37 protein-coding genes are annotated in these 19,140 nt (G+C 62.2%); 35 read left to right on the plus strand and 2 right to left on the minus strand.

Annotation, left to right across the window (positions count from 1 at the left end):
* The 31 genes from DES52_RS21965 to rplQ form a co-directional block, all read left to right on the plus strand.
* Positions 1–105, plus strand: a 105-nt coding sequence (locus DES52_RS21965; RefSeq protein ID WP_146237215.1) for an EF-Tu C-terminal domain-related protein, incomplete at its 5' end; no start/stop codon positions are given.
* Entirely contained in the window at positions 105–428 is a 324-nt protein-coding gene (gene rpsJ, locus DES52_RS21970; RefSeq protein ID WP_110888979.1) for a 30S ribosomal protein S10, read from the plus strand. The genes DES52_RS21965 and rpsJ, both read left to right, overlap by 1 nt.
* Entirely contained in the window at positions 425–1,045 is a 621-nt protein-coding gene (gene rplC, locus DES52_RS21975; protein WP_110888980.1) for a 50S ribosomal protein L3, read from the plus strand. The genes rpsJ and rplC overlap by 4 nt, the downstream gene beginning before the upstream one ends.
* A complete protein-coding gene (gene rplD, locus DES52_RS21980) occupies positions 1,045–1,659 on the plus strand; it encodes a 50S ribosomal protein L4 (RefSeq protein ID WP_110888981.1) in 615 nt (204 codons plus the stop codon). Before rplC ends, rplD begins: the two co-directional genes overlap by 1 nt.
* Positions 1,656–1,943 carry a 50S ribosomal protein L23 gene (locus DES52_RS21985; protein ID WP_110888982.1) on the plus strand — a complete coding sequence of 96 codons (288 nt, stop codon included), beginning with the start codon at positions 1,656–1,658 and terminating at the stop codon, positions 1,941–1,943. Before rplD ends, DES52_RS21985 begins: the two co-directional genes overlap by 4 nt.
* 13 nt (positions 1,944–1,956) lie before the next feature.
* Positions 1,957–2,790: a 50S ribosomal protein L2 gene (rplB, locus tag DES52_RS21990; protein WP_110888983.1), complete on the plus strand. Its 834-nt coding sequence runs from the start codon at positions 1,957–1,959 to the stop codon at positions 2,788–2,790.
* 12 nt (positions 2,791–2,802) lie between these two features.
* Positions 2,803–3,090, plus strand: coding sequence for a 30S ribosomal protein S19 (gene rpsS, locus DES52_RS21995; RefSeq protein ID WP_110888984.1), 288 nt, complete (start codon positions 2,803–2,805; stop codon positions 3,088–3,090).
* A complete protein-coding gene (gene rplV / locus DES52_RS22000) occupies positions 3,090–3,428 on the plus strand; it encodes a 50S ribosomal protein L22 (RefSeq protein ID WP_110888985.1) in 339 nt (112 codons plus the stop codon). Before rpsS ends, rplV begins: the two co-directional genes overlap by 1 nt.
* Entirely contained in the window at positions 3,421–4,167 is a 747-nt protein-coding gene (gene rpsC / locus DES52_RS22005; protein ID WP_110888986.1) for a 30S ribosomal protein S3, read from the plus strand. Before rplV ends, rpsC begins: the two co-directional genes overlap by 8 nt.
* A complete protein-coding gene (gene rplP / locus DES52_RS22010; RefSeq protein ID WP_110888987.1) occupies positions 4,167–4,592 on the plus strand; it encodes a 50S ribosomal protein L16 in 426 nt (141 codons plus the stop codon). Before rpsC ends, rplP begins: the two co-directional genes overlap by 1 nt.
* The gene (rpmC, locus tag DES52_RS22015; protein ID WP_110888988.1) at positions 4,579–4,782 is read left to right on the plus strand and encodes a 50S ribosomal protein L29; all 204 of its coding nucleotides are present in this window, start codon (positions 4,579–4,581) and stop codon (positions 4,780–4,782) included. Before rplP ends, rpmC begins: the two co-directional genes overlap by 14 nt.
* A complete protein-coding gene (gene rpsQ, locus DES52_RS22020) occupies positions 4,783–5,070 on the plus strand; it encodes a 30S ribosomal protein S17 (RefSeq protein ID WP_110888989.1) in 288 nt (95 codons plus the stop codon). It abuts the gene before it with no gap.
* Entirely contained in the window at positions 5,067–5,471 is a 405-nt protein-coding gene (rplN, locus tag DES52_RS22025; RefSeq protein ID WP_110888990.1) for a 50S ribosomal protein L14, read from the plus strand. Before rpsQ ends, rplN begins: the two co-directional genes overlap by 4 nt.
* Positions 5,471–5,812 (plus strand): 50S ribosomal protein L24, encoded by a 342-nt coding sequence (gene rplX / locus DES52_RS22030; RefSeq protein ID WP_110888991.1) that lies wholly within the window; start codon positions 5,471–5,473, stop codon positions 5,810–5,812. Before rplN ends, rplX begins: the two co-directional genes overlap by 1 nt.
* A 52-nt stretch (positions 5,813–5,864) precedes the next feature.
* The gene (gene rplE / locus DES52_RS22035) at positions 5,865–6,404 is read left to right on the plus strand and encodes a 50S ribosomal protein L5 (protein WP_110888992.1); all 540 of its coding nucleotides are present in this window, start codon (positions 5,865–5,867) and stop codon (positions 6,402–6,404) included.
* A gap of 48 nt (positions 6,405–6,452) precedes the next feature.
* Positions 6,453–6,722: a 30S ribosomal protein S14 gene (rpsN, locus tag DES52_RS22040; RefSeq protein ID WP_110888993.1), complete on the plus strand. Its 270-nt coding sequence runs from the start codon at positions 6,453–6,455 to the stop codon at positions 6,720–6,722.
* A gap of 144 nt (positions 6,723–6,866) precedes the next feature.
* On the plus strand, positions 6,867–7,268 hold the full coding sequence (rpsH, locus tag DES52_RS22045) for a 30S ribosomal protein S8 (RefSeq protein WP_110888994.1): 402 nt from the start codon (positions 6,867–6,869) through the stop codon (positions 7,266–7,268).
* A 9-nt stretch (positions 7,269–7,277) separates the two neighbouring features.
* Positions 7,278–7,835, plus strand: coding sequence for a 50S ribosomal protein L6 (gene rplF, locus DES52_RS22050; RefSeq protein ID WP_110888995.1), 558 nt, complete (start codon positions 7,278–7,280; stop codon positions 7,833–7,835).
* On the plus strand, positions 7,835–8,164 hold the full coding sequence (rplR, locus tag DES52_RS22055) for a 50S ribosomal protein L18 (protein ID WP_110888996.1): 330 nt from the start codon (positions 7,835–7,837) through the stop codon (positions 8,162–8,164). The genes rplF and rplR overlap by 1 nt, the downstream gene beginning before the upstream one ends.
* On the plus strand, positions 8,154–8,648 hold the full coding sequence (gene rpsE / locus DES52_RS22060; protein ID WP_170131227.1) for a 30S ribosomal protein S5: 495 nt from the start codon (positions 8,154–8,156) through the stop codon (positions 8,646–8,648). The genes rplR and rpsE overlap by 11 nt, the downstream gene beginning before the upstream one ends.
* A complete protein-coding gene (rpmD, locus tag DES52_RS22065) occupies positions 8,645–8,812 on the plus strand; it encodes a 50S ribosomal protein L30 (RefSeq protein WP_110888998.1) in 168 nt (55 codons plus the stop codon). The genes rpsE and rpmD overlap by 4 nt, the downstream gene beginning before the upstream one ends.
* A complete protein-coding gene (gene rplO / locus DES52_RS22070; RefSeq protein WP_110888999.1) occupies positions 8,809–9,267 on the plus strand; it encodes a 50S ribosomal protein L15 in 459 nt (152 codons plus the stop codon). Before rpmD ends, rplO begins: the two co-directional genes overlap by 4 nt.
* A gap of 78 nt (positions 9,268–9,345) precedes the next feature.
* On the plus strand, positions 9,346–10,650 hold the full coding sequence (gene secY / locus DES52_RS22075; protein ID WP_110889000.1) for a preprotein translocase subunit SecY: 1,305 nt from the start codon (positions 9,346–9,348) through the stop codon (positions 10,648–10,650).
* A 2-nt stretch (positions 10,651–10,652) separates the two neighbouring features.
* Positions 10,653–11,222, plus strand: a complete 570-nt coding sequence (locus tag DES52_RS22080; RefSeq protein ID WP_110889011.1) for an adenylate kinase — start codon at positions 10,653–10,655, stop codon at positions 11,220–11,222.
* A gap of 52 nt (positions 11,223–11,274) precedes the next feature.
* On the plus strand, positions 11,275–11,532 hold the full coding sequence (gene infA / locus DES52_RS22085) for a translation initiation factor IF-1 (RefSeq protein WP_110889001.1): 258 nt from the start codon (positions 11,275–11,277) through the stop codon (positions 11,530–11,532).
* A 145-nt stretch (positions 11,533–11,677) separates the two neighbouring features.
* Positions 11,678–11,791 carry a 50S ribosomal protein L36 gene (rpmJ, locus tag DES52_RS22090; protein ID WP_015236809.1) on the plus strand — a complete coding sequence of 38 codons (114 nt, stop codon included), beginning with the start codon at positions 11,678–11,680 and terminating at the stop codon, positions 11,789–11,791.
* Positions 11,792–11,794: 3 nt separating this feature from the next.
* Complete coding sequence (gene rpsM / locus DES52_RS22095) at positions 11,795–12,175, plus strand: 30S ribosomal protein S13 (protein WP_110889002.1); 381 nt, start codon at positions 11,795–11,797, stop codon at positions 12,173–12,175.
* Positions 12,175–12,564 carry a 30S ribosomal protein S11 gene (gene rpsK, locus DES52_RS22100; protein ID WP_110889003.1) on the plus strand — a complete coding sequence of 130 codons (390 nt, stop codon included), beginning with the start codon at positions 12,175–12,177 and terminating at the stop codon, positions 12,562–12,564. Before rpsM ends, rpsK begins: the two co-directional genes overlap by 1 nt.
* Positions 12,565–12,572: 8 nt before the next feature.
* Positions 12,573–13,193 (plus strand): 30S ribosomal protein S4, encoded by a 621-nt coding sequence (rpsD, locus tag DES52_RS22105; protein WP_110889004.1) that lies wholly within the window; start codon positions 12,573–12,575, stop codon positions 13,191–13,193.
* A gap of 10 nt (positions 13,194–13,203) precedes the next feature.
* Positions 13,204–14,175 (plus strand): DNA-directed RNA polymerase subunit alpha, encoded by a 972-nt coding sequence (locus DES52_RS22110; RefSeq protein ID WP_110889005.1) that lies wholly within the window; start codon positions 13,204–13,206, stop codon positions 14,173–14,175.
* Positions 14,176–14,206: 31 nt separating this feature from the next.
* Positions 14,207–14,557 (plus strand): 50S ribosomal protein L17, encoded by a 351-nt coding sequence (gene rplQ, locus DES52_RS22115; protein ID WP_110889006.1) that lies wholly within the window; start codon positions 14,207–14,209, stop codon positions 14,555–14,557.
* Between the two features lie 58 nt (positions 14,558–14,615).
* On the opposite strand, the gene trxA is transcribed toward rplQ, so the two are convergent.
* The gene (gene trxA, locus DES52_RS22120) at positions 14,616–14,942 is read right to left on the minus strand and encodes a thioredoxin (RefSeq protein ID WP_110889007.1); all 327 of its coding nucleotides are present in this window, start codon (positions 14,940–14,942) and stop codon (positions 14,616–14,618) included.
* Positions 14,943–14,999: 57 nt separating this feature from the next.
* Here trxA and DES52_RS22125 point away from each other — a divergent pair, with 57 nt between their 5' ends.
* From DES52_RS22125 to DES52_RS22140, 4 genes are all read left to right on the plus strand, one after another.
* On the plus strand, positions 15,000–15,317 hold the full coding sequence (locus DES52_RS22125; protein ID WP_110889008.1) for a DUF309 domain-containing protein: 318 nt from the start codon (positions 15,000–15,002) through the stop codon (positions 15,315–15,317).
* 111 nt (positions 15,318–15,428) lie between these two features.
* Positions 15,429–16,028 (plus strand): LabA-like NYN domain-containing protein, encoded by a 600-nt coding sequence (locus tag DES52_RS22130; RefSeq protein ID WP_110889009.1) that lies wholly within the window; start codon positions 15,429–15,431, stop codon positions 16,026–16,028.
* Between the two features lies 1 nt (position 16,029).
* On the plus strand, positions 16,030–17,034 hold the full coding sequence (plsX, locus tag DES52_RS22135) for a phosphate acyltransferase PlsX (RefSeq protein WP_425451140.1): 1,005 nt from the start codon (positions 16,030–16,032) through the stop codon (positions 17,032–17,034).
* A 12-nt stretch (positions 17,035–17,046) separates the two neighbouring features.
* Positions 17,047–18,162 (plus strand): mechanosensitive ion channel family protein, encoded by a 1,116-nt coding sequence (locus DES52_RS22140; protein ID WP_110889010.1) that lies wholly within the window; start codon positions 17,047–17,049, stop codon positions 18,160–18,162.
* Here the strand turns inward: DES52_RS22140 and DES52_RS22145 are convergent.
* The coding region (locus tag DES52_RS22145) for an ATP-dependent metallopeptidase FtsH/Yme1/Tma family protein (protein WP_146237429.1) at positions 18,163–19,140 on the minus strand (978 nt) is incomplete at its 5' end.

Genomic DNA, 19,140 nt, shown 5'->3' on the forward strand with positions numbered 1-19,140 from the left:
GTGGAATTGATCAAGCCGATCGCCATGGAGGAAGGCTTGCGCTTCGCGATTCGCGAAGGCGGTCGTACCGTCGGCGCCGGCGTCGTCACCAAGGTGTTGGAATAATGGTTGCTCCCAAAATCCGCATTAAACTGCGCGGCTTCGATCACAAGGCCCTGGACTCCAGCGCCTCGAAGATCGTCGACACCGTGCGCCGCACGGGCGCGAACGTGTTCGGCCCCGTGCCGCTTCCCACGCGCATTCGTCGCTTCACCGTGCTGCGCTCGCCCTTCATCGACAAGGACAGCCGCGAGCACTTCGAAATTCGCACCCACAACCGCCTTGTGGACATCGAGAACCCGACGAAGAAGACCATCGACAGCTTGATGACGCTCGATTTGCCCACGGGCGTGGACATCGAGATCAAGACCGTCGGAGGCAGCCGATGAAAGGCATTCTCGGTACGAAGATTGGCATGACGCAAGTCTGGCGCGGCGACAAGGTCGTGCCCGTGACGGTCGTGCTCGCCGGTCCGTGCCCTGTCGTGCAACGCAAGACGGCCGCGACGGACGGTTACAACGCTGTTCAGGTTGGCTTCGCGCCCAAGGCCGAAAAGCGAATCAACAAGCCCCTCTTGGGTCACCTCAAGAAGGCGGGCGTGTCGGGCGTGCGGTACTTGCGCGAATTCCGTGACTTCAGCCCCGAGGGTGACGCGGTCACCGTCGACATCTTCGCCAACGGCGAGAAGATCGACGTGACAGGCACCAGTAAGGGTAAGGGCACTCAAGGCGTCATGAAGCGCTGGAACTTCGCCGGTGGTCCCGCAAGCCACGGCTCGAAGAAGTGGCACCGCCGCCCCGGCTCGATCGGTCAGCGCAAGACGCCGGGCCGTGTGTACAAGGGTAAGCGCATGGCGGGCCGCATGGGCTTGGACCGCGTGACGGTCCAGAACCTTGAGGTTGTGGAAGTTCGCCCCGAGGAGAACATCATCCTCGTCAAGGGCGCCGTTCCCGGCCACAACGGTGGTCTCGTGGTACTGCGTCAGGCCGTCAAGGGAGGCAAGTGATGGCCCAGATTAACGTTGTAGGTACGGCCGGGAGTCGCACGATCGACCTCGACCTGCCCGAAGTGAACGTCGGCGTCCTGCACGACGTCGTGACTTGGCAACTCGCCAAGCGCCGCGCCGGAACGGCGAGCACGAAGACGCGTTCGCAAGTGTCGCGCACCGGCAAGAAGATGTACAGCCAAAAGGGCACCGGCAACGCCCGTCACGGCAACCGCGCGGCTCCCATCTTCGTGGGCGGCGGCGTGGCGTTCGGCCCCAAGCCGCGTGACTACGAATACACCCTGCCCAAGAAGGTTCGTCAGCTCGGCCTCGCGATGGCCCTCGCCGATCGCGCCGCGACCGGTAAGCTCCTCGCCGTCGACAGCTTCGGCATCGACGACGGCAAGACCAAGAGCTTCCTCGCTTGGGCCGCCCAAAACGGCCTCGACGGCTCCGAGCGCGTGTTCGTCGTCACGGACAACGAAATCGTGCGTCGTGCCGCGCGCAACCTGCCTTGGGTGTTGGCGCTTCCGGTTGCGGGCCTCAACGTCTACGACATCCTGCGTCACGACCGTCTCGTGATCGACGCCTTGGTGCTGACGCCCGCGAGCGCGCCCGAAGGGAGCGAGCAGTGAGCTTCTACGACATCATCAAGCAACCCGTGATCTCCGAAAAGGCGTACGCGGGCATGGAGCGCGGCGTGTACTCGTTCTGGGTCGATCCCAAGGCGAACAAGACGCAGATCAAGAACGCCGTTCAGCAAGCCTTCGGTGTGCGCGTCGTGAAGGTCAACACCATGAACGTCGAGGGGAAGCAGAAGCGCGTCGGCAAGTTCCAAGGCTACCGCGCGGACCGCAAGAAGGCCATCGTTCAGCTTGCCGAAGGCCAGAAAATCGAAGCCCTCGAGGGTCTGGTCTAAGGAGAACTGAATCATGGCGATCAAGAAGTACCGTCCCTACACGCCCTCGCGGCGTTTCATGACGACGGCCGACTTTTCGGGCCTCACCAAGAAGCGCCCCGAGAAGAGCCTCACGGAAGCGAAGCCCAAGTCGGGCGGTCGTAACAACCGCGGCCGCATCACCTCCCGCTTCATCGGTGGTGGCCACAAGCAGCTGTACCGCATCATCGACTTCAAGCGTCGCGACAAGGCGGGCGTGCCCGCGAAGGTCGCCTCAATCGAGTACGACCCGAACCGCAGCGCGCGTATTGCCTTGCTGCACTACCTCGACGGCGAGAAGCGCTACGTCCTCGCGCCGGAAGGTCTCGCGGTCGGTGCGCGCGTGGTGAGCGGTCCGGAAGCCGTGCCCACGGTTGGCAATGCGTTGCCCTTGCGCTTCATTCCGGTCGGTACGGTCGTGCACGCGGTCGAACTCGTTCCCGGTAAGGGTGCGCAAATCGCTCGAAGCGCGGGCACCAGCATCCAGCTGCAAGGTAAGGAAGGCGACTACGTCGTCTTGCGCCTTCCCAGCGGCGAGCTGCGCCGCGTGCACACCGAGTGCTACGCGACGGTCGGTGCCGTCGGCAACGCCGAGCACAAGAACGTCATCTACGGCAAGGCCGGCCGTAGCCGCTGGCTCGGTCGCAAGCCCCACCAGCGCGGTAGCGCCATGAACCCCGTCGATCACCCGCACGGTGGTGGTGAAGGTCGCACGGGCGTCGGTCGTCCCCCGGTCAGCCCTTGGGGTCAGCAAGCCAAGGGACTCAAGACCCGCAAGAAGCGCAAGATCTCGGATCGTTTCATCATCGCGCGCCGCGGCGGGAAGTAAGGAGAGTAGCGAATGCCTCGTAGCCTCAAGAAAGGGCCGTTCGTGGACGAGCACCTCCTGCGCAAGGTGGACGTCCTCAACGACCGCAACGACAAGCGTGTCATCAAGACGTGGAGCCGTCGCAGCACCATCGTGCCCGAAATGATCGGTCACACGATCGCCGTGTACAACGGCAAGCAGCACGTGCCCGTCTTCGTGAACGAGCAGATGATCGGCCACAAGCTCGGCGAGTTCAGCCCGACCCGCTCTTACCGCGGTCACGGCGCTGACAAGAACGCCAAGGGGAGCAAGAAGAAGTAATGCAGGCCAAAGCGATTGCCAAGTACATCCGCATCGCGCCGCGCAAGGTTCGCCTTGTCGTCGACGTGATTCGCGGCAAGAACGTGCGCGACGCCGAAGATCTGTTGCGCTTCGTCCCCCGCGGCGCTTCGGAGCCGGTCGCCAAGGTGCTCAAGAGCGCCAAGGCGAACGCCGTCAACAACCACGACATGATCGAAGACCGCCTTTACGTCGCGCAGGCGTTCGTTGACGCGGGCCCGACCCTCAAGCGTATCCTTCCGCGTGCCCGTGGCCGTGGCGACATCCTCAAGAAGCGCAGCAGCCACATCACGATCATCCTGGAGGAGCGCAATGGGTAACAAGATCAACCCGAACGGGTTCCGCCTCGGCATTACCAAAGGCTGGAACAGCCGTTGGTACGCCAGCAAGAAGAACTACAGCCAGCTGCTGCTCGAAGACGAGAAGATTCGCAACCTCGTCGAGAAGCAGCTCAAGGCGGCGGGCGTCGCGCGCATCGAGATCGAGCGTGCGGGTCAGCAAGTCAACGTGATCATCAGCGCGGCGAAGCCCGGCATCGTGATCGGCAAGGGCGGCGAGAGCATCAAGCGTCTGCGCCAAGACATCGAGCGTCTCGTGTCGGCTGGTACGGTCGCCGTGAACGTCGCCGAGATTCCCAACCCCAACACCTCCGCGCCCCTCGTGGCCCTGCGCATCGCCGAGCAGATCGAACGCCGCTTCGCGTTCCGCCGTGCAATGAAGCAAGCGGCTCAGCGCGTGATGGAGTCGGGCGCTCGCGGCGTCAAGGTCGTGCTCTCGGGTCGCCTTGGTGGCGCCGAGCAAGCCCGGACCGAGAAGGTTCTCGAAGGCCGTGTGCCCCTGCACACCTTGCGCGCGGACATCGACTACGGCACGGCCCTCGCGCGCACGACGTACGGCGTCCTCGGCGTGAAGGTGCTCGTGTTCAACGGCGAAGTTATCGGTGGCAAGACCGAGAGCGCCGCGCGTCCGCAACGTCAGGATCGTCCGCGTCGCGACAACGAGGGTGACCGCTCCAACCGCCGCCGCCCGCAAGCGCGTCGTCGTCCAGGAGGCGAGTGATGCTTCTTCCCAAGCGTACCAAGTTCCGTAAGCAGTTCCGCGGTCGTATGACCGGCGCGGCGAAGGGCGGCGACTACGTCGCGTTCGGCGACTTCGGCCTCATCGCCGAAGAGCCCGCCTGGATTCGTAGCAACCAAATCGAGGCGTGCCGTATTGTCATGAGCCGCCACTTCCGCCGTGGCGGTAAGATCTACATCCGCATTTTTCCCGATAAGCCTGTCACCAAAAAGCCTGCCGAAACCCGAATGGGTAAGGGCAAGGGTGCGGTAGAATATTGGGTCGCGGTTGTGAAGCCGGGACGCGTCATGTTCGAAGTGTCGGGCGTGACGGAAGAGCAGGCGAAGGAAGCCTTCCGCCTGGCGGGCCACAAGCTCCCCATCAAGACGAAGATGGTCAAGCGTGAGGTTTACGATGAAGCTCAGTGAAATGCGAGAGCTTTCGGGCGCGGACTTCGATCGTGAAGTGCAGGCGCGCAAGAAGCAACTCATGGAGCTGCGCTTTCAAGGTGCGATCGGGCAACTCGCCCAGCCGCACCAAGTGAAGCTCCTCAAGCGCGAGATCGCGCAGCTTCTGACGGTCAAGGCCGAAATGGAGCGTCAGGGGTCGGTGAAGTAAATGGCGAAGAAGACGCTGGTCGGGGTTGTGGTAAGCGATAAGGCGGAAAAGACGGTGTCCGTCAAAGTCGAACGCCGTTTCATGCACCCCCTGTACGGCAAGGTCGTGACGCGTACCAAGAAGTACGCGGCGCATGACGAAAGCAACGAGTTCCGCATCGGGGATCGCGTCGAGATCCTCTCGGTGCGTCCTGTCAGCAAGACCAAGGCATGGAAGGTCACGCGCCTCATCGAGCGCGCTCGTGGCGTCGAAGGCGGTCTCGCAGAAGTCGCCGGAGGTGAAGCATGATCATGCCTCAATCGCGCCTCGACGTCGCCGATAACAGCGGTGCACGCGAGCTGATGTGTATCCGCGTGCTCAACAGCGGCATCGGCGGCAAGGGCCTCACGAAGGGCGGGGGCGGTAACAAGCGCTACGCCCACGTTGGCGACATCATCGTCGCCTCGGTCAAGGACGCGGCACCTCGTGGTGCCGTGAAGGCAGGCGACGTCGTCAAGGCGGTTGTCGTGCGCACGACGAAGGACATCAAGCGTGCCGATGGCAGCACCATCCGCTTCGACAAGAACGCCGCCGTCATCATCAACAACCAAGGCGAGCCGCGTGGTACGCGCGTCTTCGGTCCGGTCGCTCGCGAACTTCGCGATCGCCGCTTCATGAAGATCGTCTCGCTCGCGCCGGAGGTGCTGTAATGCCGAGTGCGCAGCAAGAAAAAGCGGTGAAGTTGCACGTCAAGAAGGGCGACACCGTCATGGTGATCAGCGGCAAGCACAAGGGGAAGAGCGGTAAGATCCTCCTCGCGCTGCCCGCCGAGCAAAAGGTCGTCGTCGAAGGCGTGAACATCATCAAGAAGCACGTCAAGCCGAGCGCGTCGAACCCTCAAGGGGGCATCGAGGAGCGCGAGGCCGCGCTGCACGCCAGCAAGGTGCAACTTGTCGACCCGGAAACGGGCAAGCCGACGCGGACCCGCAAGCAGATCGTGGACGGCAAGAAAGTTCGTGTGGCCGTCAAGAGCGGCAAAGTCATCGACTGAGGCTGCTTAGCCCGGTCGACGGGGCGACCAAGACCGCCCACACTCGAGGAGCATCATGACTCTCAAGGACAAGTACAACAACGAAGTGCGCCAACAATTGCTGCAGCAGTTCGGCTACAGCAGCGTCATGGCCGTGCCGCGCATCGAGAAGGTCGTTATCAACCAAGGTCTCGGCAGCTCGAAGGAAGACAGCAAGGCGATCGACAAGGCGAGCCGCGAGCTTGGGCTCATCAGCTTGCAAAAGCCGATCGTGACGAAAGCGAAGAAGAGCATCTCGAACTTCAAGCTTCGCCAAGGCATGCCCATCGGCGTGAAGGTGACGCTGCGCCGCGAGCGCATGTACGCCTTCATCGACAAGCTGATCAACGTGGGTCTGCCGCGTATTCGCGACTTCCGCGGCATCAATCCGAACGCGTTCGACGGCCGTGGCAACTACAACCTGGGCATTCGTGAACAGCTGATCTTCCCCGAGATCACCTATGATATGGTGGATGCCGTTCGCGGTTTCGACATCACGATTGTCACGACGGCGAAGACGGACGAGGAAGCGCGCGCGCTCCTGACTGCGATGGGTTTCCCGTTTAGGAAGTAAGGACGTCGCCGCACTGGCTTCAGTGCGGTGCGTGAAAGAAGGAGCCGTATGGCGAAGAAGAGTAAAATTGCGAAGCAAAAGCAACGCGAGAAATTGGTGGAGAAGTACGCCACGAAGCGCGCCGCGCTCAAGGCAGCGGGCGACTACGCCGGTCTCGCCGAGCTTCCGCGTGACGCCAGCCCCACCCGCTTGCGCAACCGCTGCGAGCTGACGGGTCGTCCCCGTGGCTACTACCGTTTTTTCGGTGTGAGCCGCATCGTACTGCGCGAAAAAGCGCACAAGGGCGAGTTGCCCGGCGTGCGCAAAGCCTCCTGGTAAGCCGACCGGATACGAACTGCCAGCTTTGGCGGTGATCGTCCGGTTTCCGGAAACTCCTAACAAGAGAATCCAAAGCAGTTCTTTGGGGAAACCGTCGAGGTTTCCCCTCCAGCCAGGACGATAGGGTCCTGTGCGGAGGAAGCCATGTTAAGCGATCCTATTGCCGATATGCTGACGCGCATTCGCAACGCGACGCGCGTCTACAAGGACAGCGTGGACGTGCCCGCCTCCAAGTTCAAGGAGGAGCTCGCCAAGCTGCTCGTGCGCGAAGGGTATCTCGCGTCCGTCGAGCGTGTGCGCGATGAAGGCAGCAAGTTCGACGTTCTGCGCCTCGGGCTCAAGTATGGAGCCAAGCGCGAGCAAGTCATCAAGCACGTCGAGCGCATCTCGCGCCCGGGTCGTCGCGCGTACGTCGCGCACGACAGCTTGCCCCGCATTCACAAAGGCCTTGGTCTTGCGGTCGTTTCGACGAGCAAGGGCCTGATGGCGGACCACGACGCACGCAAAGCGGGCATCGGCGGCGAAGTCATCTGCGTGCTCTGGTAAGGAGGCACCATGTCCCGCATTGGTAGACAACCGATCGCCGTGCCGAGCAACGTGACGGCGACGATCGAGAATGGACTGTTCCGCGTGAAGGGCCCGAAGGGTGAACTGCAAGTTCCCTTCAACCCCTCGCTCGAAATCAAGCAGGAAGGCGACACGCTCGTCGTGAACCGCCCTTCCGACCGCCCCGAACACCGCGCTTTGCACGGCCTGACGCGTACCCTCGTCGCCAACGCCGTCAAAGGCGTGTCGGACGGCTTCACCATCAACTTGGAGCTCAAGGGCGTCGGTTACCGCGCCCGCCTGCAAGGCAAAGCGCTCGAGTTGACCATCGGCTACAGCCACCCGGTCGTCATGGAGCCGCCCGCCGGAGTGACCTTCGCCGTTCCCGAACCGACGCGCATCGACGTCATCGGCATCGACAAGCAACTCGTCGGTCAAGTGGCGGCCAACGTTCGTGAAGTTCGTAAGCCCGACGCTTACCACGGCAAGGGCGTGCGTTTCGTCGGGGAGAAGATCGCGCTCAAGGCTGGCAAGTCGGGCGCGACCGGCGGGAAAGGGAAGAAGTAATGTCCACGCAGCGCCGTAAGTTGAGCAACCGCAGCAAGGTGCTGCGTGCGGCCAAAGGTCGCCCGCGCCTCAGCGTGTTCCGCTCCAACCAGCATATCTACGCGCAAGTCATCGACGACACCACCGGCACCACGCTCGCCGCGGTCGCCAGCAAGCCGCTCAAGGCAGGCACGAAAACGGACACGGCTGCGGCCGTCGGTCGCGCGATTGCCGAAGCCGCCCGCGCGAAGGGTGTCACGCAAGTTGTGTTCGATCGTGGTTCCTACAAGTACCACGGTCGCGTGAAGGCGCTCGCGGAAGCGGCGCGGGAGGGTGGCCTTGACTTCTAACCGTCGTATCGAGCGCGAGAGCGAGTTCGAAGAGAAGATGATCTCGATCAACCGCACTGCGAAGACCTACCAAGGTGGGCGTCGCTTCCGCTTCGCGGCCCTCGTCGTCATCGGGGACCGCAATGGCCGCGTTGGCATGGGGATCGGCAAGTCGAAGGAAGTTCCCGTCGCGATCGAGAAGGCCAAGGCGGTCGCGCGCAAGAACCTCATCACGGTTCCCGTGGAAAACGGCACGATTCCCCACGACATCGTCGGTGAGAGCACCAAGAGCCGCGTGCTTTTGAAGCCCGCCGGCCCTGGTACGGGTGTCATCGCGGGCACGGTACCGCGCTCCATCGCGGAACTTGCCGGTATCACGAACCTGCTGTCCAAAGAGCTCGGCAGCCGTAACCAAATCAACGTTGCGTACGCGGTGTTCGACGGCCTGAAGAACCTCCGGACGGCGAAGCAGGTGCAGTCGCTCAAGGAAGGTGGTCAGTCGTGAAGATCACGCTCAAGCGTAGCCTGATCGGTCGTCCCAAAGACCAAATTATGACGGTGCAGTCGCTGGGCCTCAAGCGCATCGGTGATTCCCGTGAAGTGCCCAATAACCCTGCTGTGCAGGGAATGGTGGAGAAGGTCAAGCACCTCCTGGAGGTCTCGCAGTGAAACTCAACGATCTCAAGCCAACGCCCGGTTCGCGTCGCGACCGCAAGCGCGTCGGTCGTGGTCCCGGCGGGACGGACAAGACGGCCGGGCGCGGCCACAAAGGGCAGAAGGCCCGCAGTGGCGCTGGTAAGGGCCAGTTCTTCGAGGGTGGTCGCTCGACCTTGATTTCGCGCCTTCCGAAGCGTGGCTTTAGCCGCGTGGGCGTCGTGTTCGAACTTGTCAACCTGAGCTCTCTCGATCGCTTCGAAGCGAACGCCGTCGTGGACCGCGCAGCGCTCGAAGCCGCGGGTCTCGTTCGCAAGGGCAACCGCCCGGTGAAGCTGCTGGCGCGCGGTGAAGTCACGTACGCTTTGACGTTGCACGTGGATGCGGCGTCGGCCAAGGCCGTGCAAGCGGTCGAGGCGGCGGGCGGACACGTCGTCCTGCCTCAGCAGGCGGCGGAGCAAGAAGGCTGATGTATTTTCAGACCGCGATGTCGCGGGCCGAGCGGCGCCTTGCCGCTTCGGCTCGTTTTCGCAATGTGAGGGCAGCCGATGCTAAGAGCGTTTCGTGACGCGCTTCGCGTGCCAGAGCTGCAGCGCAAGATTCTTTTCACGCTGCTGCTGCTCATGGTGTTCCGTTTAGGAAGCGCCATTCCAACGCCAGGCATCAACTCGGCAGCTTTGCAGGACGGTAACAATGCCGTCCTCGGTCTGCTCAGCGTGATTTCTGGCGGCAACCTGCAGCAATTCTCGATCTTCGCCCTGGGCGTGCTGCCGTACATCACGGCCAGTATCGTCATCCAGCTTCTCACGACGACCGTCCCGGCGCTCGAGAAGCTGCAAAAGGAAGGCGAGGAAGGGCGGCGACGGATCAACCAGTACACGCGGTACTCCGCGGTTGTGTTGGGAGCCGTACAAGCCTTGATTTTTTCGGTTTACATCATCAACAGCAATCCCCAGGCGTTGTCACCCGGCTGGGGTCCGACGTTCGATACCGTGCTGATCATGGTGCTCACGCAGGTCGCAGGGATCGCGTTCACGATGTGGCTGGGCGAGCGCATCACCGAAATCGGGCTTGGCAACGGCATCAGCCTCATCATCTTCGCGGGCATCGTAAGTCGGTACCCGATCGAAATCAGCTCAACCGCCGAACTTCTTCGCACGGGTGCCGTATCGGCGCTCGCGATCGTCGCCTTCGTGGCGATCTTGCTGATCGTCATCGGCGGCATCGTATTCGTTTACCAAGGTGAACGGCGTGTTCCCGTGCAGTACGCACGCAAGCAGGTGGGCGGCAAGACGTACGGCGGACAGCAGACGTATCTGCCAATCAAAGTGAATCAAGCAGGCGTGATTCCCGTGATCTTCGCGTCGGCCATCTTCACGCTCCCTCAATTGCTGTCGAGCACGTTGCAGCAGCGGGCTCCCGATGTCGCGGCGTTCATCACGCGTTACTTGACGCTTGGATCGCCTACGGGGATCTTGCTCGAAGTGCTGCTGATTTTCGGCTTCACGTACCTGTACAACTCGATTCAATTTGACGGACGTCGTGTGGCCGAGAACTTGCGTGAATCGGGGGGGTTCATTCCAGGTGTTCGACCTGGCGCGCCAACGGCTCAGCACCTCAGCTTCATCTCGTCACGCATTTCACTGTGGGGAGCTTTGTTCCTCGCGCTGCTCACAATCATGCCGCAAGTCGTGCGGTCGGTCACCGGCATCCAGAGCTTCCAGTTCACGGGGACGGGATTACTGATCGTCGTTGGTGTCGCGCTCGACACGTTGAAGCAGCTGGAGGCGCAGCTGACGGTGCGCCGTTATGACGGTTTCATCTCGAAGGGACGTCTTCGGGGGCGTTTGTGACGTTGCGTCCATCTCAAAATGCCGTCGTAATCTTCCTGGGGCCTCCGGGCGCCGGGAAGGGAACGCAGGCCGAGCGACTCTCTGAGGAGTTCGGCCTCGTGAAGATCAGCACGGGCGACATCCTACGCGACCACATCGCACGTGGGACGGAACTCGGCTTGCGCGTCAAAGACATCATGGACCGCGGGCAACTGGTGCCCGACGAGATTCTGACGGCCTTGATTCGTGAGAAACTTGCGAGCATGGATCGGGTCCGTGTGATTTTCGATGGCTTTCCTCGGAACGTCGCGCAGGCGCGTTCGCTGGACGTGCTGCTGGAGGAGTTGGGAGCCCCGATCGTCGGGGTTCCCTTGCTCGAGGTGCCCGACGAGGAGCTCATTCGACGAATTGTCGAGCGTGGCCGGCTCTCGGGTCGCTCAGACGATACGGAAGAAGTGGCGCGCCAACGGCAACTTGTGTACCGTGAGCAAACTCAGCCGCTGATTGACTACTATGGACCGCGCGTCAAAGTCATCAACGGATTGGGATCGCTGGATGACGTGTACGGTCAAATCACCCGCGCTCTTGCCTGATGGCGCTGCGAGTGATACCATGACGTTTGGCTTTTTCTAGCCAGGAGGCCGAGTGGCGAAACGAAACGTTCGGGAACAGCGCGAAGGAAAACAGCGCAAAGAATCAGACACAGTTCGGGCTGAGGGCGTCGTGACGGAGGCTCTGCCCAACACGACCTTCAAAGTTCAGCTCGACGGGGGTCACGATATTCTGGCGTACATCTCCGGCAAGATGCGCATCCACTACATCCGTATCCTTCCCGGGGACCGCGTTGTACTCGAAATCTCGCCTTACGATACATCGCGCGGTCGGATCGTCTACCGGAAGTAATCCGGTCGTGCGAAATCTGGTTCCTGCCGAAGGCCTGATCAAGATAGAAGCTTTCGAGTCGTTGGACTCGTAGCGATAGATTCCCTTCACCGGGGGTCGAGCGCTGCCAAAATGCCGTGAGGCGCGGCGGCGCGAGGAGGAAGTAATGAAAGTCCGTTCGAGTGTCAAGAAGATCTGCGACAAGTGCAAGATCGTTCGCCGCCACGGTCGCGTTCTCGTCATCTGCGAGAACGTGAAGCACAAGCAGCGTCAGGGGTAAGGTATGGCTCGTATTGCTGGTGTTGACCTGCCCCGTGAAAAGCGCGTCGAAGTCGCGCTGACGTACATTTATGGAATCGGCCCCACGCGCGCGAAGGAAATTTTGTCGCGCACGGGCGTGAATGCCGATACCCGAGTCAAGAACCTGACCGAAACCGAACAGGCGACACTTCGCGACGCCGTCGAGCGCACGTACAAGGTCGAAGGTGACCTGCGCAGCGAAATCGGCCAGAACATCAAGCGTTTGATGGACATCGGTAGCTACCGTGGCCTGCGCCACCGCCGTGGTTTGCCCGTGCGCGGTCAGCGTACGAAGACCAACGCTCGTACCCGCAAAGGCCCCCGTAAGACCGTGGCCGGCAAGAAGAAGGCGGCGAGGAAGTAATGGCGAAAGGCAAAGGCAAGCAACGCGTCACGCGTCGCCGCAACGTCGGCGCGGGCCGCGCGTACATCCACGCGTCGTACAACAACACGATCGTCACCATCACCGACGTCGACGGCAACTCCATCGCTTGGTCGAGCGGGGGCACGATCGGTTACAAGGGCAGCAAGAAAGGAACGCCGTACGCGGCGCAACTTGCTGCAGCCGACGCCGTGAAAAAAGCCCAGAGCGTGGGTATGAACACGGTGGACGTCATCGTCCGTGGCACTGGATCCGGGCGTGAGCAAGCCATCCGCGCCATTCAAGCGAGCGGCATCGACGTGAAGTCAATCATGGACGACACGCCCGTGCCTCACAACGGCTGCCGCCCCGCCAAGAAGCATAGGGCGTGAGGTAACACATGGGTCGTTTTACTGGTTCGATCACCAAGCAAAGCCGTCGCGAAGGCATCAACCTCGCCGAGACGGAAAAGGTTCAAAAGTACCTCGATCGTCGTCCCTACGCTCCTGGCCAGCACGGTCAGCGTCGCGGCAAGGGCCGTCCGAGCGACTACCTCGTGCGTCTGCGTGAAAAGCAGAAGCTCGCGCGTCTGTACGGCGTCGCCGAGAAGCAGTTCCGCAACCTCTTCGAGGAAGCGGCCAATGTTCCCGGCGTAACGGGCACCGTGTTCTTGCAGTTGCTGGAACGCCGCCTCGATAACGTCGTCTTCCGCCTCGGCATCGCGAGTACGCGCCGTCAAGCGCGCCAATTCGTCGCGCACGGTCACATTTTTGTGAACGGCAAAGCGGTCGACATCGCGAGCTACCGCGTCAAGATCGGCGACGAGATCAGCGTGAAGCCTGGCAGCCGTTCCATGGGCTTCGTACTCGAAAACATGGAGGCGACGAAGCGTCGTCGTGTCAGCCCGTGGCTCACCTTCAACCCGGAGACGTTCTCGGGCACGTTCGTGCGCCTTCCGGCCCGTGAAGATCTGGCCCTGCCGATCAACGAAAACTTCATCATCGAGTTCTACTCGCGCTAAGAGGTGAGCGTTGGACACCAAGCGACCGCAACTCAAGGCCCGCGTCGATGGGAACTACGGCGAGTTTACGCTGGAACCTCTCAAGCGTGGCTACGGCGTAACGATCGGGAATCCGCTTCGCCGTATCCTTTTGTCCTCGATTCCTGGGACCGCCGTCACGAGCGTGTACATCGAGGACGTGCTGCACGAGTTCTCCACTATTCCCGGCGTGCGCGAGGACGTGATTCAGATCATCCTGAATCTCAAAGAACTCGTCGTGAAATTCCACGCGGCGGGGCCTAAAACGCTCACCCTGCGCGCTCAAGGCGAAGGTGTGGTGCGTGCGCGCGATTTCGAGGTGCCTTCCGACGCTGAAATCGTCAATCCTGATCTGGTGATCGCCAACCTCGCCGAGGACGGCAAACTGGTGATGGAAGTGCGAGTCGAGCAGGGCGAAGGCTACGTACCGGCCGACAAGCACGCCACGAAAGACCGCATCAACTCGATTCCCGTCGACGCCGTGTACACGCCGGTGCGCCGGGTGGCGTATCACGTCGAGAACACACGCGTTGGACAGCAAACCGATTTGGATCGTCTGATTCTACGAATTTGGACGGATGGCTCGGTCGATCCGCAAGAAGCGCTCGACAGCGCCGTGGATATTCTGCGCGACGAGTTGAGCGTGTTCGGCAACGTGGAAGTGCTCGCCCCGGCCGAACGTCTGCCCGAGCCGGTCGTGCAAGAGCCCGCGCCGGTTCTGAATACGACGATCACGACCGATCCTGGGTACGCACCGACGAGCGAGCCTCCCAAGGTAACGCTCGAAGGGTTGGGACTCACGACGCGCGTGCTGCACTCCCTCAAGGAGGAAGGCATCGATTCCGTCGACGCTCTGTGCGCGTTGTCGGACCGTGATCTGAAGAAGGTGCCAGGCATCGGGGAACGTTCCCTTGATGAAATAAAAGCGCAACTCTCGCAGTTCGGGCTGAGCTTGCGTGATTGAGGCGAGGCCTCGAAGAGAAGGAGATTGAATCATGCGTCACGGCAGAGCCGGTCGCAAACTCGGTCGGACCAGCAGTGGTCGCGTCGCGCTCGCGCGCGCACAAGCGACTGCCCTGCTGCGCGAGGGTCGTATTCAGACGACCCTCGCCAAGGCCAAGGAATTGCGCCCTTACGTAGAAAAGATCATCACGACCGCCAAGGAAGACAGCCTGCACAACCGCCGCAACATCCTGCGTGATATTCAGGACGTGGATGTGGTGCGCAAGCTCTTCACGGAGATCGCTCCGAAGTACGCCGAGCGTCCCGGCGGTTACACCCGTATTCTCAAGGTCGGCGTGCGTCGTGGTGACGCCGCCCCTGTCGCCCTGATCGAACTCGTCTGAGGTTCAAATGACAGAGAGCCCCACCTCGTTTCGAGGTGGGGCTCTCTGTCATTTGAACTTATTGGACGACGCCGAGGTGCTTGTCGATCAACTTCTCGAATGACCGCTTGGGTTGAGCGCCGACAACGCCTTCGACGGGTTGACCGTCCTTGAACAGAATCAGCGTCGGAATGCTCATCACACGAAACTGCATGGCCGTCGCCTGGTTGTCGTCAACGTTGACCTTCGCGACTTTGACTTTACCGTCGTACTGGCCTGCCAGTTCTTCCACGACCGGGGCGATCATGCGGCACGGTCCGCACCAAGGAGCCCAGAAGTCAACGAGCGTGAGGCCTTCGGCAATTTCCTGCTTGAAGTTCGCGTCGGTCAGTTCGATCGGTTTCATGATCCCTATTATGCAAAGTAAAGCGTGTGTGGACTGCCACTCGCCTACAATCTGGAGGTGCGAGCGACATGGCGAGAAGGCCTGAAGTTGTTCAACGAGGGACGCTACTGGGAAGCCCACGAAGCGTGGGAAGCCCCGTGGCGGCAAGCCGAGGGGCGAGAGCGTGCCTTGCTGCAAGCGCTGATCCTCTTGGCCGCCGCCATGCACAAGCGACTGGCACACGGAAGCTTGACTGGCCGTAACTATTACAAGGCGCTGAAATACGTGGAGCAGTTCGCCGAACCCTTCGAGGGTGTGGACGTACGACGGGTGGCGAACGACGTGAGACGGGCGCTGGATGACACTTCGTTCAAGCCTTGCATCGTCGAAGTTTGATTGCCTCGCCCTGGTTCTCCGGGTATCCTGGAACGACCCTTACTCATGAGGGACGATCGACGCAAGTTAAAAATCGGCATTTAAGGATTTGATTGCAGGGTGAGGAGTCAGATGGAACGCGTTGCTTTATTCATTGATGGCGCAAACGTATACGCGGCCGCCAAACGGCTTGGCTGGAATTTCGATCATCGTAAGATCTTGGAACACTTCGCGAGTTTCGGGAAGCTGTACAACGCGTTTTATTACACGGCCGTACCTTACCCGATGGACGACAAGCAAAAGCGTTTCATCGACGCCTTGACTTATATGGGGTACACGGTACGAACGAAGCCGCTTCGCGAGCTCACCGACGAGACCGGCGAGACGCATCGCCGCGCCAACCTCGATATCGAACTCGTGACGGACTTGCTGGCGACGTCCGATCTGTACGACACGGCCATTTTGCTGACGGGCGACGGAGACTTCGAGCGTCCCGTGGAAGTGCTGCGTTACAAAGGCAAGCGAGTCATCGTCGCGAGCATTCCCGAAATGACGAGCTACGAACTGCGCAACGTCGCCGACGAATACGTGGATCTCAAGGACATTCGCGCGTCCGTCGAGCGCCCCGGCTACCGTTTGCCGTCCGAGCTGCGAGGCTCGGAAAGCCGGCCGTTCTACGTGACTGGAAGCTCGGCCTCCGAGGACGGCGACGACGACCGCTTGGAGCGCTAGCATGACCGCCATGAACGTCGAACCCTTACCGATCGCCCTCGACGCAATGGGCGGCGACTCGGGCGCGTCGCCGAACGTGGAGGGCGCGGTCGCCGCCGCTCGCGTCGGTGTGCGTGTCCTGCTCGTGGGTGATCCCGTGCGTCTGCACGCCGAGCTCGGCAAGCATGCTGCCGCCGACTTGCCGCTCGAAGTCGTACCTGCCGTCGACGTCATCGGCATGGACGAGCACGCGTCGGACGTGCGGTCGCGAACGGAAGCGAGCATCAACGTGGCGACCCGTCTCGTGAAGGATGGCAAGGCCTGCGCCGTGGTCAGCATGGGGCACAGCGGCGCGACGATGGCCTCCGCGCTGCTCACGCTGGGCCGCCTCAAGGGCGTGGACCGTCCGGCGATCCTGGCGCACGTTCCGACGCAAAAGGGATTCGCGGCGCTCCTCGACGTCGGCGCAAACGCCGACGTGAAGCCGCAATACCTCGCGCAGTGGGCGCGCCTGGCGTCGGTGTATTTGGGCGTCGTGGAAGGGCGTGATAAGCCCAGCGTGGGTCTGCTTTCGATCGGAGAGGAGCCGCACAAAGGCAGCCAACTCGTCCTCGAAGCGCACGCGCTGCTCAAGGAGGCGAGCGGGCTCAACTTCTACGGCAACGTGGAAGGCAAGGATATCCTCAAGGGCACGACGGACATCGTCGTCACGGACGGCTTCACCGGGAACGTCGTGCTGAAGCTCGCGGAAGGCGAAGCGAAGGTCATCTTCGGCTGGGTGCGCGACGCCCTCACGAGTAGCGCGACCGCCAAGATCGGCGCCCTCCTCGTGCGCCGAGGCCTGCGGTCCGTCGCCGACAAGCTCGACCCCAGCACGTACGGCGCGCAACCTCTCTTGGGTGTGCGCGGCCTCGCCTTCATTGGGCACGGGAGTGCCGACGCCAAGGCGGTCAAGAACGCCCTCTTGCGGGCGGCTCGCGCCCGTGACGCGGACTTGCTCGGCCGGTTGTCAGACGCCTTGGGGTAGCATCGACGTTCGATGAACACGGTTCTCTCGACCCTCAATCGCCCCGACACTTGGTTCGAGCTGCTCGTCGCCGTCCTGTTGGTCATCGGCGCATGGCGCCTCGGCTCGAATTTGCTGGACCTGATCACGGCACGCTTGCCAGAGAGGACGCGCCGCGCCGCCGTGTTGGTGTGGACGGCCGCTGCCGCGTTCGTGCTGTGCGCGGTCGCGGCGAACATCTTGGAGGCGCCGCTCGCTTGGCTCGCCGAACCGGGCGCGCTCATCGGCGCGTACTTCCGGGAGACCATCGGCCGCGTCTTGGCAATCGTGGTCCTCGCGTCCGTCGCGTGGAGTCTCGTGAGCGCCGCGTCGGCGCGCATCGTGCCTGCCGACGAGTTCACGCGCCGCTCGGTGCGCGTGCAAACTCTCAAAGGCGTCGTCGAGAGCACCTTGCGTGTCGTGATTGTCGTCGCCGCGCTCGTCACGGTGATGCAAAACGTTGGGCTCAACGCGACGACGCTGCTCGCCGGGGTGTCGGTGCTCGGCCTCGCCGTGAGCTTCGGCGCGCAAAGCCTCATCAAGGACGTCATCACCGGCTTCTTCATCCTGCTCGAAGATCAGTACGGCGTGGGTGACGTCGTCACGATCAATAACGGGCCGCTCACGGGCGTCGTGGAACGCCTCAACTTGCGCGTGACGATGCTGCGCGCCCTCGACGGCACGCTGCACGTCGTGCCGAACGGCCAGATCTCTACGGTAAGCGTCATGAGTAAAGACTGGTCGCGGTTTGTGGCGGCCGTGGGCTTGCCGCCCACGGCGGACGTGGACGTCGCCTTGTCGGTTCTGACGAACGTTTCGCACGACCTTTACCGAGATGAAGCTTGGACTCCCAAGTTCCTGGAGGAGCCCACGGTCGAGGGAGTGACGAGCATCTCGAAGGACGGCTTCGAGGTGCGGGCCCTGTTCAAGGTGCTGCCCAAAGAGCAGTGGGCGGTCGGACGAGAATTCAACCGCCGCATGAAGCACGCCTTGGACGAGGCAGGGCTGGGCGGCCTGCGACCTCAACTCATGGTGCTGCGCCGAGAAGACGGCGCGGACCCCGATGAGAAGGGTCCGCGCGGCGATGGGCGGCAACTGCCCGAGTCTTGATCAAGCAAGCTTGGGCGTAGCGGGTGGAAGCGGATCGAGTTGTCCGCCCGACAGCAGCTTTTGGAATTCGTCGCCCGTGAGCGTTTCGCGCACGAGGAGTTCACCGACGATGCGGTGCACGACGCCCAAGTGTTCGCTCAGCAAGTGCTTCACGCGAAGGTACTGCGTGTCAATGATGAGTTTGACTTCGTCGTCGATGGTCTGCGCGATGATCTGGCTGTACGGGGAGCGTTCGGTGAAACCGCCGAGGAACGTCTCGTTCTCGTTGTTGTACGCGACCTTGCCGAGCTTTTGGCTCATGCCCCACTCGGTGACCATCTTGCGGGCGATGTTCGTCGCCTTTTGGAAGTCGTTTTGCGCGCCCGTGGTGATCTCGCCGAAGGTGACTTCCTCGGCGGCTTGCCCAGCGAGGGCGACGGCGATCGTATCCTCCAGGACTTCACGGCTGTAGTGGATGCGATCGGTCGGGAGGGGCAGCATGTACCCGGCGGCCCGTCCGCGCGGCACGACGGTGAGCTTGTGCACGCGGTCCGCGTGCGGCAGCAACTGCGCCACCAGGGCGTGTCCCACCTCGTGGTAGGCCGTGACTTTCTTGTCGTGCTCCGGCACCAAGCGACTCTTGCGGGCGGGGCCCATGAGGACGCGGTCGGCGGCTTCGTCGAGGTCGTGCATCGTGATTCGGCTGCGTCCGTCGCGCGCCGTGAGCAGGGCGGCTTCGTTGAGCAGGTTCTCCAAGTCCGCGCCCACCATGCCGGGCGTGCGCTGAGCCAACACGGCGAGGTCGACGGTGGGGTCGAGGGGTTTTTTACGAGCGTGGATTTTGAGGATCATTTCTCGGCCGCGCACGTCCGGCGCGTCCACCACCACTTGCCGATCGAAGCGGCCCGGGCGCAGCAACGCCGCGTCCAGCACGTCCGGACGGTTCGTCGCCGCCAAGATGATGATGTCGTGCTTGCTTTCGAAGCCGTCCATTTCCAC

Source organism: Deinococcus yavapaiensis KR-236 (assembly GCF_003217515.1).
Classification (GTDB): Bacteria; Deinococcota; Deinococci; order Deinococcales; family Deinococcaceae; genus Deinococcus_A; species Deinococcus_A yavapaiensis.